Origin of the sequence: Janthinobacterium sp. SUN033, assembly GCF_030397595.1 — a bacterium.
Lineage (GTDB): Bacteria > Pseudomonadota > Gammaproteobacteria > Burkholderiales > Burkholderiaceae_D > Janthinobacterium > Janthinobacterium kumbetense.
The window spans coordinates 112,545-126,712 of the sequence record NZ_JAPQNV010000003.1; the positions used below are offsets into that span (position 1 = coordinate 112,545).

9 protein-coding genes are annotated in these 14,168 nt (G+C 67.5%); 4 read left to right on the plus strand and 5 right to left on the minus strand.

Annotated features, from left to right (window positions below; translation table 11 throughout):
* Window positions 1-3: 3 nt before the first annotated feature.
* Entirely contained in the window at window positions 4-1,245 is a 1,242-nt protein-coding gene (gene egtB / locus OX460_RS13535; protein ID WP_289898964.1) for an ergothioneine biosynthesis protein EgtB, read from the minus strand.
* Between the two features lie 9 nt (window positions 1,246-1,254).
* Entirely contained in the window at window positions 1,255-2,247 is a 993-nt protein-coding gene (gene egtD, locus OX460_RS13540; RefSeq protein ID WP_251351217.1) for an L-histidine N(alpha)-methyltransferase, read from the minus strand.
* Window positions 2,248-2,569: 322 nt separating this feature from the next.
* On the opposite strand from egtD, the gene OX460_RS13545 reads away from it, so the two are divergent.
* From OX460_RS13545 to OX460_RS13555, 3 genes are all read left to right on the plus strand, one after another.
* Window positions 2,570-3,262, plus strand: a complete 693-nt coding sequence (locus tag OX460_RS13545) for an ABC transporter ATP-binding protein (RefSeq protein ID WP_034757401.1) — start codon at window positions 2,570-2,572, stop codon at window positions 3,260-3,262.
* A 181-nt stretch (window positions 3,263-3,443) separates the two neighbouring features.
* A complete protein-coding gene (locus OX460_RS13550; RefSeq protein ID WP_034786045.1) occupies window positions 3,444-3,731 on the plus strand; it encodes a hypothetical protein in 288 nt (95 codons plus the stop codon).
* Between the two features lie 261 nt (window positions 3,732-3,992).
* Entirely contained in the window at window positions 3,993-9,455 is a 5,463-nt protein-coding gene (locus OX460_RS13555) for a CHAT domain-containing protein (RefSeq protein ID WP_289898965.1), read from the plus strand.
* Here the strand turns inward: OX460_RS13555 and OX460_RS13560 are convergent.
* On the minus strand, window positions 9,388-10,149 hold the full coding sequence (locus OX460_RS13560) for a GNAT family N-acyltransferase (protein WP_099664512.1): 762 nt from the start codon (window positions 10,147-10,149) through the stop codon (window positions 9,388-9,390). The genes OX460_RS13555 and OX460_RS13560 overlap by 68 nt on opposite strands.
* Window positions 10,150-10,294: 145 nt before the next feature.
* Here OX460_RS13560 and OX460_RS13565 point away from each other — a divergent pair, with 145 nt between their 5' ends.
* A complete protein-coding gene (locus OX460_RS13565) occupies window positions 10,295-12,619 on the plus strand; it encodes an FdhF/YdeP family oxidoreductase (RefSeq protein WP_289898966.1) in 2,325 nt (774 codons plus the stop codon).
* Here the strand turns inward: OX460_RS13565 and fdhD are convergent.
* Both fdhD and OX460_RS13575 read right to left on the minus strand, forming a co-directional pair.
* Window positions 12,595-13,422, minus strand: a complete 828-nt coding sequence (gene fdhD / locus OX460_RS13570) for a formate dehydrogenase accessory sulfurtransferase FdhD (RefSeq protein WP_251351215.1) — start codon at window positions 13,420-13,422, stop codon at window positions 12,595-12,597. The two genes, OX460_RS13565 and fdhD, sit on opposite strands and share 25 nt — an antisense overlap.
* 67 nt (window positions 13,423-13,489) lie before the next feature.
* Window positions 13,490-14,167: a hypothetical protein gene (locus OX460_RS13575; RefSeq protein ID WP_251351214.1), complete on the minus strand. Its 678-nt coding sequence runs from the start codon at window positions 14,165-14,167 to the stop codon at window positions 13,490-13,492.
* Between the last annotated feature and the right edge of the window lies 1 nt (window position 14,168).

The window sequence follows — 14,168 nt, forward strand, 5'->3', positions numbered from 1 at the left end:
CGCTTATTCCACCTGGCGCGCCAGGCGGATGCCGGAAAATTGCCAGCGCGCACCGGCCGGGAAGAAATTGCGGTAGCTGGCGCGCGCATGGCCGGCCGGCGTGGCGCACGACGAACCGCGCAACACGTATTGATTCAGCATGAACTTGCCGTTGTATTCGCCGAGTGCCCCGGGCGCCGTGCGGTAGCCCGGATACGGCGCGTAGCTGCTGCAGGTCCATTGCCAGCAGTGGCCGAACATTTGCCGCAAGCCTGCGCCCGGCGCACCGGCGGCCGGATGCAGCCGGCCCGTTTCCACGGCGACACCTTGCGCCGCCACTTCCCACTCCGCCTCCGTCGGCAGGCGCGCGCCAGCCCAGTGCGCATAGGCGTCCGCCTCGAACAGGGACAGGTGCGTGGCCGGCGCCTGGAGATCGAGCGGACGCAAGCCGAACAAGGTGAATTCCTGCCAGCGGCCGGCGTCATCGCGCTGCCAGTACAGCGGACACGCCAGTTGCTGGCTGCGCACCCAGTCCCAGCCTTCGGCCAGCCACAGGTGCGCCGTGCGGTAGCCGTCCGCCTCGATGAAGGCGAGATAGTCGCCATTCGTCACCAGCGCGCTGGCCAGTTCAAAGGGCGCCACGTATTGCGGATGGCGCGGCAATTCATTGTCGAAGCAAAAACCGTCTCCCGCATGCCCGATCTGCGCCAGGCCGCCGTCGAAGGCGAGCCAGGCCGTGGGCTGCGCGTGTTCTTGCGCTGGCGCAAGTCCGCTATCCCCGCGCTCCAGGTAGGCGGGAAACAGGGCGCTCTGCGCCAGCAGATGCTTGACATCCGTCAACAGCAACTCCTGGTGCTGCTGCTCGTGCTCGAGCCCCAGCGCCAGCAGCATGGTCAGCCGTTCGCGCTCGTCGCGCGCCAGTTCGCCCGCCAGCAGGCGCGCGATGCGCGCATCGACATTGGCCCGGTAGGCGCGCACGACCTCCATGCCGGGGCGCGTCAGCAAGCCCCGCTGGGCGCGCGGGTGCTTCTCGCCGACGCCGTTGTAATACGAATTGAACAGCACGCGGAAGGCCGGGTGGAAAGGCGCGAACGCCGCTTCCATGCTTTCCAGGATAAACGTTTCGAAAAACCAGGTGGTATGCGCGAGGTGCCACTTCACGGGACTGGCATCCGGCATCGATTGCGCGCCGCAATCCTCGTCGGACAGGGGTTCGGCCAGCCGCAGAGAATGCTGGCGCACTTGATGGTAATGATCGATCAGCATCGTCGCCTTTTAGTCTCGAATCACGCGTGCGTAAATGACGGCAAACCACTGCTGCGGGTCCGTCCAGACTTGCACGGTGGAAAATCCTGCCTGCTCCAGCAAGCCGACGAAGGTGGCGCGCGTGTATTTGTAGCTGTCTTCCGTATGGATGCGCTCGCCTTTCGCGAAGCGCCGCTGTCCACCTTTCCAATGGACAACTTGTTCGCTGCGCGCTTCCAGGTGCATTTCGACGCGGCGCTCGTCGGCATTGAAAAAGCCGTGGTGCTGCCACGCGCGCACGTCGAAATCGGCGCCGATCAGCCCGTTCACGTGGCGCAGCATGTTCAGATTGAAGGCGGCCGTGACGCCCAGCGCGTCGTCATAGGCGGCGTCGAGGATGGCGTCGTCCTTGATCAGGTCGACGCCGATCAGCAGGCCGCCATCGCCATCCGCATTCGCGCGCAGGCGGCGCAGGAAGGCGGTCGCTTGCTCTGGAGCAAAATTGCCGATCGACGAACCGGGATAGAAGAACAGGCGCCGCGCCTCGCGCACGCTGTCGGGCAAGTCCAGGCGGCTGGAGAAATCCAGGCCCAGGCCCGTCATCTCGATGTGCGGAAAGCGCTGCTGCAGCCGGCTCAGCGATTCGCTGAGGAAATCGTAGGAAATATCCACGGCCACGTACTGGGCCGGATGCAGCAGCGGGAACAGGCTGGCGGCCTTGGCGCAATTGCCCGCGCCCAGGTCGATCAGGGTGCTGCCCGGCCCCACGGCATGCGCGATCTCGGCGCCGTGGCGGGCGAAGATGGCCGCTTCCGTGCGCGTCGGATAGTACTCGGGCAAGGCGCAGATGGCTTCGAACAGTTTCGAACCGAGCGCGTCGTACAGGTACTTGGGCGAGGTCCAGGCCTGGCGCGCCAGCAGGCCGCTGCTGATCTCGGCTATCGTGGCAGGAGTGGCGCTGGCCGCGGCGGCGTGGCTGGCGGGGCGGAAATCGGACTGCTGTTGCGCAAGTGGCATGGTCATGGGCTGGCGTCGTCAATGTTAGGTTCACTAGTTTCACGAAAGGCTTGCACGGTCGGCCACCGGGCGCGCCGCCCCTGCCGTAGTGCTTGGCGGGCGCCTTGCCGATGACTTTTTTCCATCATAACGGAATCCGCGCAAGCCAGCCGTGCGGCAGGTAACTTAGGGTCCATATCGGCGGCGTGCACGCAAAAGTGGTATTGCCAAGCAAAAAGCATAAGCCTGTCGTATACTACACATTGCCGGCCAAACAATCCGCGCCCCTTTGCAGTTCCCAGGCCCCCCTCTCCCCCGCGTGCCTCCCTTTACGATAGCCGTTAACACCATGCTCGAATTGCGCCATCTGTCGAAATCCTATGCCAATGCCCGTCCCGTGCTGGCCAATATTTCCTGCCGTTTCAAGGCGGGGGAATTCATCGCCATCATGGGCGACTCGGGCGTGGGCAAGTCGACCTTGCTGAACCTGATCGCCGGCCTCGATACGCCCGACGCGGGTGCCGAAGCGCACCCTATCCTGGTGGACGGCATTGCCATGTCCAGCCTCGATGACGCCGCCGCCACCCGGCTGCGTCGCGCCCGCATGGGCTTTATTTTCCAGGCTTTCCACGTCTTGCCGCACCTGACCCTGCTGCAAAACGTGGCCCTGCCGCTGCTGCTCAACGGACTGCCCCAGGAGCGTGCCGCCAGCATGCTCGAGGCGGTCGGCCTGGGCGGACGCGGCGGCGACTTCCCGCAGCAATTGTCCGGCGGCGAAATGCAGCGCGTGGCCATTGCCCGCGCGCTCGTGCACAAGCCGGCGCTGGTGCTGGCCGACGAGCCTACCGGCAACCTCGACCCGGACACGGCGCACAGCATCCTGCAATTGCTGCGCGCCGAAATCAAGGCCAACGGCAGTTGCGCGATCATGGTCACGCATTCGCTGGCCGCCGCCGAAATGGCGGACAGAACCATGATATTGACCAAAAGCGGACTACAAAATACAACAATCGTCAACCAAATTGATCAAACAATCAGTTAATTTAACTGACCATCTGTCACAAGTTTTGTTATCGTAGTATTATTGAAAACACTTGCCTGGTTATCAATGTTTTAACGCGAATGTTGTACTACGTCACCCAGACAGCCGTACTGCGATGACGAACTATAGCCGGGACCACCCAAAGTGGTCTCGTCCCTTGCATAACCTGAAGGAGGAGTAAATGAACGTTCGGCAAAAGAAGCTGGAAATGATTGAAGCGATGAACCGGGCGCGTGCGCTCGAACCATCGAGTTTTGTGCCCAACAAGCTGCTCGACACCCTGATCGAGAAGATGAACCTGAAAAATGATGCGGAACTGTGCCGTGTACTGGAAGTACAGCCTCCCATCATCAGCAAGATTCGTCACGGCAAACTGTCGGTCGGTGCAACGATTTTATTGCGCATGCATGAAAAATCGGACATCACCATCCGCGAACTGAAGGAACTGTCCGCCACGCCAGTCCATTGAGTTACCCGCTGTTGTAATGCCATGCCAGGCACCCAGGTTCCCGGCGCCATGAACTTTTGCCATACAATTCGCGTAGTTCGTTCACCGCACCGCATCCGGACACGATAGCGAAGAGACCCAGCCCAAACCATGCTGACCGTTTCTCTGCCTTCCAGCGCCCTCCCCGCTTCTCCCCTGCATTTCCACTCAAACTTGATCTGACACAACACGCATGGTCCGCGCAGGCATCAAGGTCAGCTTTTAACCAGCGATCCCAACCGCATGTCCAGCGATCCCCTTGCGCCGCCCGTGCTGCGCCTGACGCTCACGCGCGATCCCCTCGCCAGCGCCGGCGATTGCCCCGCCGCGCCCGGCTGGCATAGCCAGACCCACGTGCTGTCCGGCGCGCGCGGCATCGGCAGTTGCCGCATCGCCCTCGATATCGGCCCGGACGACGTCGTGCAACTGCTGCTGTGCGACGGCAGTTCGCTGCTCGCCGGCAGCCTGGACCTGCCACGCTACCTGGGGCCGGCCACGCTGGGGCGCGACGGCGCGCCCGCCAGCATCGAAGTGGGACTGGCCTTGCGCCCGCAGGCGGCGCGTCCGCCGCCCGGCGCCAGCCGCGACGGCCTGGGCGCCTGGATGCTGCGCGCCGTGCGCGTGTACCGCTGCGGCGGCGCCGCCATGACGGCGCTGGCGGCGGCGGGCGCCTTCCAGGACCGCCAGCTGGAACAACGCCTGGGCCTGTACCGCTGCGGCATCGAGGCGGGCAGCATGACGGCCGTCGCCAGCCTGACCGCCGGGCCGGAACCGCTGCTGCTGCTGTTGCACGGCACGGCTTCGTCGACTCAGCGCAGCTTTGCCGGCCTGTGGCGCAACGGCCTGGCGCCGCAACTGGCGGCGCAGTACGGCAACCGCATCTATGGCTATGAGCACCGCAGCCTCAGCGACAGCCCCATCGAGAACGCGCTGGCCCTCGTGCGCCAGTTGCCGCACGGCGCCGTGCTGCACCTGCTGAGCCATTCGCGCGGCGGCCTGGTGGGCGAATTGCTGGCGCGGGCGCAGCGCATCGACAGCCGCGGCGCCGTCGACCTGGCAGGCGACGGCCTGGAGCGGCTGAGCGAAAACACGGTGGGCGGCGAAGCGTTCAACAGCCACGATATCGACCACTTCACGGCGCAGGCGCGGCTGGGCGAACGCGGCGGCTACGACGGGGATGCGGCGCGCCTGCGCGACTTGAGCATGGAGCTGAAGACGCGCGCCATCCGCATCGCCCGCTTCGTGCGCGTGGCTTGCCCGGCGCGCGGCACCACCTTGATGTCGGGCCGCCTCGACCGCTGGGCCAGCGCGATGTTCAACCTGCTGCTCCACGGCGGCCTGCCCGACGGCGCCATGGCCTTCCTGCTGGCCGTGGTGCAGCAGCGCTGCGACGCGCGCATCCTGCCGGGCCTGGAAGCGATGATGCCCGACTCGCCCCTGGTGGCGCTGCTCAATGCGCCCGACGTGCGCGTGGCCAGCCCGCTGCATGTGCTGGCCGGCGCGTGCAGCGGCGATGGCCTGCTGGGCTGGCTGGGCGACTGCCTCGACGACCAGCTGTATGGCGGGCAGAACGACCTGGTGGTCAATTGCGCCTCGATGGCCGGCGGCGCCACGCGCAGCACGCCCGTGCGGCAACTGCTGCTGCGCGGGCCGCACGCGCACCACCTCAACTATTTCGAGCGCGCGCCGTCCGGCCTGGCCGCCGTGCAGGTGCTCACCGGCGACGAGACCGCCTACCTGCCGCTGCCCGGCATCGAGCACGGCCCCCTGGCGCGCGGCGGCGAAGTGCCGAAACGGCGCGCGCACGCGCCCATCGTGCTGCTGCTGCCCGACATCATGGGCAGCCACCTGCAAGTGGGCAGCAACCGCATCTGGTTCGACCCCGTCAACCTGGTCGAAGGGCGCATCGAACGCCTGGCCGTGGGCCAGCCGCACATCGTCAGCGCCGGCTGGGTCGAGTCCTGCTATGAACCGTTTGCCCGCTTTCTCGCGCAAAGCCAGGAAGTGCGGCCCTTTGCCTATGACTGGCGCTTGTCGCTGCAGCACTCCGGCAACGCCTTCCTGCCCGTGCTCGACGAGGCCATGCGCGACGCCGAGCAGCGCGGCCAGCCGCTGCGCATCGTTGCCCACGGCATGGGCGGGCTGGTGGCGCGCCTGGCCCTGAAAGACCGCTGGCAGCGCTTCGGCGCCCTGCCCGGCAGCCGCCTGCTGCAGGTGGGCACGGCCAACCGCGGCACGCAGGCGATGGTGCAAGTGCTGCTGGGGCGCGACCGGCTGGTGCAGATGCTTGCGTGCTGGATAGGCTGGAAGCACACGCGGCGCCAGTTTCTCGGCTTCGTGCGCGCCTTTCCCGGCGTGCTGGACATGCTGCCGTGGCCACAGCCGGGCGGCATCGATTATTTCGACGCCGGCGCGTGGGCGCAGCTGGCCGCCGGCGACGCGCAGGCGGGCCTGCCCGGCGGCTGGCAGGCGCCCGAGGCCCAGGCGCTGGCCGCGGCGCGCGCCACCGTGGCCCTGCTGGAAGCGGCACCGCCCGACGCCCGCCATTGCAGCTACCTGGCCGGCTGCGCCGACACGCCGGTGGCCCTGCGCCTGCGCGACGGCGGCATCGAGACAGCCTGGTCGCCGGACGGCGATGGCCGCACGGCCTGGCAAGGCGCGGTGCCGGACGGCGTGGCGGCCTGCTACCTGCCGGTGGCGCATGGCGACCTGCTGCTGCAAAAGGAGTACTACCCGGCCATCGCGCAACTGCTCGACAGCGGCCAAGGCACGGGCCTGCCGCGGCACCCGCCGCACGCGCCTGGCGGCGCACCGCCCCGCTTCCATCCGTACGCCCCCGACGCCACGCCGCTGTACCCGCAGCCGCAGGAACTGCTCGACGCCGCCCTCGGCGCCGCCGGCCCCGCCATCGCGCCGGAGAGCCTCGCGCCGCAGCTGAGCCTATCCATCATCCACGGCAGCATGGCCTCTGCCGACGCGCCCGTCATGAGCGGCTGCTACGCCGCCGAATCGCTGCGCGGCAGCATGAGTTTTCTCGACCGCCTGCTGGCGGGCAAGCTGCAGGAAATCCACGCGCTGGGACGCTTTCCGCAGCGCCCCGACTCCGCCCTGGTGGTGCTGCAGCCCGATGCGGCGCGCCGGCCCGGCGGCGCCATCGTCATCGGACTGGGCGCGCTGGGCGAGCTGACGCCGGGCGAACTGGCGCGCGCCTTTGCCGGCGGCCTGCTCGAATACGCGTGCGTCTGCCTGCAGGTGCGCGCCGCCGGCCATGCGGCCGTGCCGCCGATGGGCGAGCACGGCTTGCGCGTGGCCAGCCTGCTGTCCGGTTCCGGCTATGGCGGCTTGAGCATCGCCCTGTGCGCGCGGGCCCTGCTCGACGGCGCGCGCAGCGCCAACCGGCGCCTGGAAGACGCGGGCATGGCTTGCCGCATCGGCCATATCGCCATCTACGAACAGTCGGAGGCGCGCGCCATCGCCGCCGCCATGGCCATCGAGCAGATCATGGCCGAGGCGCGCTACCAGGGCAGCTTCACGTTCGAGCAGCGCATCCGCCACAGCCCCGGCGGCTACCGGCGCATCTTGCCCAGCCTGAGCGGCGACAATGGCTGGCGCCGCGTGCAGATCGTCGCCGCCGACCTGTCCGGCGCCCTGCGCTTCACCGTGCTGACGGACCGCGCCCACAACAGCGTCGACGAAGAGCCGAACCAGCGGCAAGCCGTCGATGGCCTGATCATGGACGCCACCGACAACACCACCGACCAGCCGGGCCTGTCGCGCGCGCTGTATGAACTGATGCTGCCCAATGGCCTGAAGGCGGCCATCCCCGAAATGCGCGGCCTGATCCTGGCCGTCGACCAGAGCGCCGCCATCTATCCGTGGGAGCTGATGCGCGACGAGGCGGGCAGCGAGGAAAGCCCGCTGTCGACGCGCATCGGCATGGTGCGCCAGCTGGCCAGCCTGCGCGAGCAGCCATCGGCCGTCAGCCCGCCCAGCAACAGCGTGCTGGTGATCGGCGACACCGATTCCGGCCTGCCCGAGCTGCCCGCCGCGCAGGCCGAGGCGCAGGACGTGGCGCGCATGTTCGGCGCGTACGGCTACCAGGTGCGCGAGCTGCTGCGCCCGCAGGCGCAGCGCGTGCTGGTGCACCTGTTCGACGAGCGCTATTTCGCCATCCACCTGGCCGGCCATGGCGAAGTGGCCGGCCCCGGCATCGCCCATACGGGCCTGGTGCTGGGGCCGAAGACGCGGCTGACGGCGGCGCAGGTGGGTAAATTGAAGCGCGTGCCGCAATTCGTCTTCATCAATTGCTGCCACCTGGGCGACATGCGCCCGGACGCCATCGCGCCGTGGTCGAAACTGGCCGCCAGCCTGGCCACGGCCTTCATTGAAATGGGTTCGCAGGCGGTGATCGCGGCCGGCTGGCGCATCGACGACCAGGCGGCCAGCATCTTCGCGCACAGCTTTTATCACGCCATGCTGAGCGGCGAATATTTCGGCGACGCCGTGCGCCTGGCGCGCGAGGCGGCGTACCTGCAGTTCCCGGCCTCAAACACCTGGGGCGCCTACCAGGCATATGGCGACGACCGCTACCGCTTCCCGAACACGCAGAGCCGGCCCTGGCAAGCGCCCGACTACCACTACCACGGCCACCTGCTGGCCGACCTGGAAACCCTGCACGCGCGCCTGGCGGGCGCCGATGCGGCGCGGCGCGCGGCCATCGAGGAAAAGCTGGGCAGCATCGAGGAAGCCGTGTGCGCCCGCTTCTTCGGCTGCGCCGACATCCGCGAAAACATGGCCGCCACGCGGGCCGGCCTCGGCGGCCTGGAGAACACCCTGCGCGCCATCGAACACTACCGGGCGGCGCACAGCGCGGCCGACGGCAAGGTGGGCTTGCGCGCGCTGGCGCACTGGGCGGAACTGGAAATACGCCAGGGCGCGGCCCTGTGCGGCCTCGATGCGGGCGCCGGCATCGAGGTGCCGGCCGTGCCTGATATGCCACAGGGCCGGCAGTTGCTGCAGGATGGAAAACAGCATATCGACCTGCTGGTGGCGCTGGCGCCCACGGCGCAGCGCCTGGCCCTGCTGGGCCGCTACTGGGCCTTGCAGGCGCGCCTGGCCTGCCGCGCTGGAAGCTCCGGCGCGCCGGCCCTGCGCGCCATGACGGACGCCTGCCTGGCCGCGCTGGAGGAAGCGCGGCGGCGCAGCGGCGTGGCCGACTGCGACCTGATTTTCCAGGTGCTAGCGGGCGCCCTGCTGTTGAAAGCCCATGGCGACAGCGGCGCCTGGCGCGCGCTCGATCCGCAGCTGGGCGACCTGCTGCACGACGCCATCGCCTATGCGCGCCAGCGCCACGCGGACGAACACCGCGCCATCGACGCCGGCGCCCCCGTGCGCGCCGCCCTGCTGGCGGCCCTGTGGCAGGCGCCGGACGGCCAGCCTTTCGACGCGGCCGCGCGCACCGCATTCCTGGCCCTGTACCACGACGCCGTGCGGCGCCACGGCAGCATCGGCGAACCCGAGGCGATCACGGCGCCGCTGCGCTTCCTGCTAGAACTGCTGCCGCCCGACGGCGCGGACACCGGCTTGCGCAGCGCCGTGCAGGCGCTGGCCAGCCAGCTGCAGTCCTCACTTCCCGCTCTTAGCCAGGCACCACGCCATAGTGGCGCGCATAGCGCTCGTCCAGATTCGCCAGCGGCATCATCATGAACATGTCGGCGCTTTCGAAATCAGGGTCCCACGCCGGTTCGCCGCAAATCCAGGCGCCCGAGCGCAGATAGCCCTTGATCAGCGGCGGCACCTGCGGCTTGTGCGCCGCTTCCACCTGGTGGATGGGGAAAGGCAGGTGCGGCGTGACGCGGTATTCGCTTGGGGCCATGTGCTTTTCGGCCAGCGCCTGGTACACGGCGACGGCGTTATGGCCGCCATCGGCCAGGCTGATGCTGGCGCAGCCGACCAGGTAGTCGCAGCGCTCGCGGCGCATGTACTCGGCCAGGCCGGACCACAGCAGCATGATCACGCTGCCGCCCCGGTATTTCGGGTGAATGCAGGCGCGGCCCGCTTCGACCATGCGTCCGCGCAGGTTCTTCAGGCGGCTCAGGTCGAACTCGTTTTCCGAATACAGGCGGCCGATCTTGGCTGCCTTTGCCGCGCTCAGCACGCGGTAGGTGCCCACCACTTTCAGGGTATCGGCGTCGCGCACGATCAGATGATCGCAGTGCGCATCGAATTCATCGCTGTCGAGGCCATCGGCGTTGGCCAGCGACGTCAAGCCCATGGTCTCGATAAACACCTTGTAACGCAAACGTTGGACTTCGCGCAATTCCGCAGCGGTCGTGGCCTGGCTCAGCACCAGTTGGACCGGCCGGGCCTTGGCTTCGTTTGATGCGACTATGTTCTGCATGGTTTCATCCCCTGTGATCAAGACGACTCCAGCGTACTTGTCTAATATGTCAGGAAAATGACAGCCGAATGTCATTTCCATGACGCAAGTCAATGTCATCCGGGGATCGTGCATAATTACCACACTCGCCCAGCCGAAAGAGCCCATGAAAGACCAGGACGCACCGCACATCACGCCCTACACCAGGCCGGCCGCCGGCTGGGACGCCTTGAAACACGTGGCCATCAGCCTGCGCCAGGAGCGCGTCGCGCCCGGCAACCTGAAGGCGCTGCTGGCGCAAAACCAGCCGGACGGCTTCGATTGCCCCGGCTGCGCCTGGCCCGACCGCGACCACGCTTCCACGTTTGCCTTTTGCGAAAACGGCGCCAAGGCCGTCGCCGCCGAAGCGACCAGCCGCCGCGCCGGCCCGGAACTGTTCGCCAGCCATACCGTCACGCAGCTGCTGGCACAGTCGGACTACGCGCTCGAGCAGCACGGCCGTTTGACGGAGCCGATGGTGTACGACGCCGCCAGCGACCGCTACGTACCGATCTCCTGGGATGACGCCTGCGCCCTCGTGGGGCGCCACCTGCGCGCCCTGGCCGACCCGAACCAGGCCGCGTTCTATACGTCGGGCCGCGCCAGCAACGAAGCGGCCTTCCTGTACCAGCTGATGGCGCGCCTGTACGGCACCAACAACTTCCCCGACTGCTCCAACATGTGCCACGAGGCGACCAGCCGCGGCTTGCCGGCCACCGTGGGCATCGGCAAGGGCACGGTGACCCTGGCCGACTTCGAGCTGGCCGACACCATCCTCATCTTCGGCCAGAATCCCGCCACCAACCACCCGCGCATGCTGGGCGAATTGCGCGACTGCGCGCGCCGCGGCGGCAGCATCGTTTCCATCAATCCCCTGCGCGAGCGGGGTTTGCAGCGCTTCATGGCCCCGCAAAGCGCGCTGGAAATGGCAACCCTGGGCAGCACGCGCCTGGCCGGCCTGTTCGTGCAGCCGACCCTGGGCGGCGACTTCGCCCTGATCAAGGCCGTCGCCAAGCGCGTCGTCGAACATGACGACGCAGCGCAGGCGGCGGGCGCGCCCGCCGTCATCGACCACGCCTTCATCCTGGAACACTGCAGCGGCTTCGAGGCGTTTTGCGACGACCTGCGCGCAGAAAGCTGGGAACTGCTGGAGCGGGAATCGGGCGTGGCGCGCGTGCAGATCGAGGCATTGACGGACATCTTCGTCAAGGGCCAGCGCATCATCGCCACCTGGGGCATGGGCTTGACGCAGCACAAGCACAGCGTGGCGGCCATCCGCATGCTGTCGAACCTGATGATGCTGCGCGGGCAGATCGGCAAGCCGGGCGCCGGCCTGTGCCCCGTGCGCGGCCACTCGAACGTGCAAGGCGACCGCACGGTGGGCATCGAGGAAAAGCCGGCCAGGGCCTTCCTCGACCGCCTGGGCCAGGTGTATGGATTCGAGCCGCCGCGCGCGCATGGCCACGACGTGGTGGCCACCATCGCAGCGATGCAGTGCGGCGAGGTAAAAGTGTTCATCGCGCTGGGCGGCAATTTCGCCGCCGCCACGCCGGACACGCCGCTGACCTTTGCCGCCCTGCGCCAGTGCGCGCTGACGGTCCAGGTGGCCACCAAGCTCAATCGCAGCCATCTCGTCATCGGCAAGGAAGCCTTGCTGCTGCCCACCCTGGGACGTACGGAAATCGACTTGCAGGGCGGCGTGGCGCAGGGCGTGACGGTGGAAGACTCGATGAGCATGGTGCATATCTCGTACGGCCGCAATGCGCCCGCTTCGCCGCAGCTGCGCTCGGAAGTGGCCATCGTGGCCGGCATGGCCGAAGCGACGGTGGGGAGCAGTCTGGTGGACTGGCGCGCCTATGCGGCCGACTATGCGCGCATCCGCGACGACATCGAAAAGGTGTTCGACGATTTCCACGACTACAACGCCAGGGTGGCGCAACCGGGCGGCTTTCACCTGACGGTGGCGTCGCGCGAGCGCGTGTGGAAGACGGCCAGCGGCAAGGCCAGCTTCCTCGTCGCCCCGCTGGACCTCGATACGCCGCTGCACCGCGCGAAACAGCGCCATGGCGAGCGCCTGATGATCCTGATGAGCACCCGCTCGCACGACCAGTACAACACCACCATCTACGGCATGGATGACCGCTACCGCGGCGTGTACGGCACGCGCAAGGTGGTCTTCGCCAACGAGGAAGATATCGCCATGCTGGGATTTGCCGATGGCGAGCTGGTGGACCTGATCGGCGCCTGGGACGATGGCGTGGCGCGCCGCGCCGACGGCTTCCGTCTCGTCGCCTACGACATCCCGCGCGGCTGCCTGGGCGCGTATTATCCGGAAACGAATGCGCTGGTGCCGCTGGCCAGCACGGCGGACGGCGCCGGCACGCCCACGTCGAAGTCCGTGCCAGTTTTGCTGGAGCGCAGCGGAAGCTACAAGGTGATACCGGGCGTGTAATCGACGTACGCATCCTGGCGGCAGAAACCCACCAGCTTCATGCCCGCCTGCGTGGCGATGGAAATGGCCAGCGAACTGGGGGCGGAAATCGTCGCCAGCAGCGGAATCTGCATGCGCGCCGCCTTGCGCGCCAGCTCGTAGCTGCCGCGGCTGGACAGGAAGACGAAGCCGCGCCGCATGTCCGCCCCGCTCAGTGCCAAATGGCCGATCAGTTTATCCAGGCCATTGTGGCGGCCGACATCCTCGAAGACGTGCACGATATCGCCATCGGGCGTGCACCACGCGGCCGCATGCACGCCGCCCGTTTCGCGCATCAGCGCCTGGTGCGCGCGCAAGCCGGCGGAGGCACGCGCCAGCGCGGCCGGCAGGTCGACATGGATCAGGGCCGGCGGCAGCGCCTGCGGCTGCAAGTCCAGCATCTCGATGCTGTCGATGCCGCACACGCCGCAGCCCGTGCGGCCCGTCAGCTGGCGCCGCCGGTCCTTCAGGCGCACGAAATCCTCCTGGGCGATGCTCAAAGCCACTTCGGCGGAGTCGGGACGCAGGAACACTTCGCAATCGAAGATGGCGCCGGCGGAAGCGACCACGCCTTCCGTCAGCGCGAAGCCGTAGGCAAACGCTTCCAGGTCGCGCGGGGTGGCCATCATGACGACGTGGGAAATGCCATTGAAGACCAGCGCGACGGGGACTTCCTCGGCGACGTGGTCGATGGCTGGGGTAGAGACGCCCGCCTGGTGGCGGACGATGGCGCGCTCGACGAAGCCGGCGCGTTCGATATCTGTATCTTCTGACATGGTAACCATGGGGGAACTATCACAGGCCCCATGGTAAACCAGAATGGACAGGCAGGGGCGGCCCCTGCCCGCGCCATCAATCCTTCTTCGGGCGGCCCGTTTTCAGCTGCGGCAGGCCAGCCAGCACGTTTTGCAGGGTCGCCAGGTCGATCTGGCTGATCAGCGCCACGCCGATGCGCAGCAATTCGCTTTTCTTGATCTCGAAACCGGCCTTCAGGCAGGCTTTCTTGACCTGGCCCAGGACTTCGTATTCCGCTTCCGGCATGGTGAAGCTGTCGCGCACCAGTTTCGGCTTGCGGGCTTTTTCCTTGACGGCGGCGACCTTGGCAACCGGCGCCTTTTTCGCTGGCGCAGGCTTGGCGGCCGCCTTGGCTACCGGTTTGACGGCGGCTTTCGCGGCCGGCTTGGCGACGGTTTTCACTGCAGGCTTGGCCGCCGGCTTGGCGACAGCTTTCACGGCTGGCTTGGCTGCCGGTTTGACGGCGGCTTTGACGACGGCTTTGGCCGCAGGCTTGGCAACGGCGGCCTTCGCTGCCGGCTTGGCGGCTGGCGCCTTGGCCGCCGCTGGTTTGGCTGCCGCCGGCTTGGCGACTGCCGGCTTGACGGCGGCTTTTGCCACAGGCTTGGCGGCTGGTTTAGCGGCGGGCTTGGCAGCCGGGGCGGCCTTGGCCGCTGCCGCATTGATCGAAGCGCTGGTAGGGAACATCGATACGGGCGCGCTGTCGGCTTTTTTCGCTGGGACGGTTTTGGTCATG

Bases quoted from the DNA above. Each gene is read 5' to 3' on its own strand.
- egtB (WP_289898964.1), bottom strand. From the start codon at position 1,245: ATGCTGATCGATCATTACCATCAAGTGCGCCAGCATTCTCTGCGGCTG.
- egtD (WP_251351217.1), bottom strand. From the start codon at position 2,247: ATGACCATGCCACTTGCGCAACAGCAGTCCGATTTCCGCCCCGCCAGC.
- OX460_RS13545 (WP_034757401.1), top strand. From the start codon at position 2,570: ATGCTCGAATTGCGCCATCTGTCGAAATCCTATGCCAATGCCCGTCCC.
- OX460_RS13550 (WP_034786045.1), top strand. From the start codon at position 3,444: ATGAACGTTCGGCAAAAGAAGCTGGAAATGATTGAAGCGATGAACCGG.
- OX460_RS13555 (WP_289898965.1), top strand. From the start codon at position 3,993: ATGTCCAGCGATCCCCTTGCGCCGCCCGTGCTGCGCCTGACGCTCACG.
- OX460_RS13560 (WP_099664512.1), bottom strand. From the start codon at position 10,149: ATGCAGAACATAGTCGCATCAAACGAAGCCAAGGCCCGGCCGGTCCAA.
- OX460_RS13565 (WP_289898966.1), top strand. From the start codon at position 10,295: ATGAAAGACCAGGACGCACCGCACATCACGCCCTACACCAGGCCGGCC.
- fdhD (WP_251351215.1), bottom strand. From the start codon at position 13,422: ATGGTTACCATGTCAGAAGATACAGATATCGAACGCGCCGGCTTCGTC.
- OX460_RS13575 (WP_251351214.1), bottom strand. From the start codon at position 14,167: ATGACCAAAACCGTCCCAGCGAAAAAAGCCGACAGCGCGCCCGTATCG.